General features: G+C 47.1%; 1 protein-coding gene. It reads right to left on the reverse strand.

The features are described 5' to 3' along the window. Positions 1–48: 48 nt before the first annotated feature. A protein-coding gene (locus tag AC6ROY_RS25350; RefSeq protein WP_500103335.1) for an IS3 family transposase occupies positions 49–1,190 on the reverse strand; the annotation gives its coding sequence in 2 pieces (ribosomal slippage) (positions 49–917 and positions 917–1,190; 1,143 coding nt in all). Between the last annotated feature and the right edge of the window lie 94 nt (positions 1,191–1,284).

Raw genomic sequence — 1,284 nt, forward strand, 5'->3', positions numbered from 1 at the left:
TGGGACTGACCCCCGTTTATGAGACAGGGATCAAAACACCTTGCAAGTTTAAGCAGCCAGTCGCCGGAAATTGATCGGTGACTGGTTATTTAGTTTCGTTTGAATGCGAATTGAGTTATAGTAGGTGATGTAGTCTCGAACGGTCTGTACCACGATTGCAGTCGTTGTACAGGTTAAACCTTCGAGATAGAACGTTTCAGACTTTAGCGTGGAATGGAACGATTCGATGGGGGCATTATCAGCGGGCGTTCCCTTGCGGGACATGCTCATGGTAATGCCTTTTCCTTTTACCTCAGCTTGATAAGCCTGTGACGTATACACGCTTCCTTGATCGCTATGAAGCAGCAGGTTTGCCTGTTTTGGAAGTTGATTCAGCGTATCCAAAACTAAAGACGTATCTTGTTTGTCTGCTATACTGTAAGCCACAATTTCCCCATTGTACAGATCCAGAATGCTTGAGAGATACAACATCTTGCCTCCAAACGGTAGATAGGTGATGTCTGTAACTAACTTTTGCATCGGAGCCTTTGCATGAAATTGCCGCTTCAGAAGGTTTTCTGCTGACTGAACAGGTTGTCCAATGATCTTTCGTTTCTTCATCTTTACGCGGCATTGTAGCCCCTCACGTTGCATGATCCGCTGAACTCGTTTGTGGTTTACCGGCCCTTCTGCCCGAAGAAGTGCAGTGATTTTACGGTATCCATACCGGAACTTATGCTGCTTGCAAAGTTCCCTTATCTTTTCTGCGGTCTGATCTGTACGTTGAATCCCGTTCGCTTTCCAGCGGTAGTAGGTCGCTCTGGCGATTCCGAGCCACGCACAAGCCTCAGACACCGTCACTTCTTCTCGAACCGACTCGATCCAGGCCATGACGACTTGGGGTTCCACCTCCTTTCGAGTTCCTTGTACTTTTTTAGCAGATCCAACTGCTGCTTGAGGAACCGATTCTCAGCTTTGACTTTCTCCAGCTCTGAAGCGTATTCTGGACCTTTTCCATAGGTGTACTGTTTTCCTACCGGCTGCTCTAGACGATGTCCTTCGCCTTTTTGATGCCACCTCATCCACGTCTTTAGCTGTGTATGATTTCTTATCCCAAGCTGCTCCAAGACCTCTTTTACCGGAACACCTGCCAGTCTCATTTCAATGGCCTTCATCTTTGTTTCCACCGGATAACTCACTCTTGTTGCCAATGCAAAACACCTCCAAGTTGTCCTCCACATCTTACGACATGGAAGCATTTTCTTGAAGGTGTTTTGATTTGTCTCACGTTAGGGGGTCAGTCCC

Source organism: Paenibacillus sp. sg306046, from assembly GCF_059821225.1.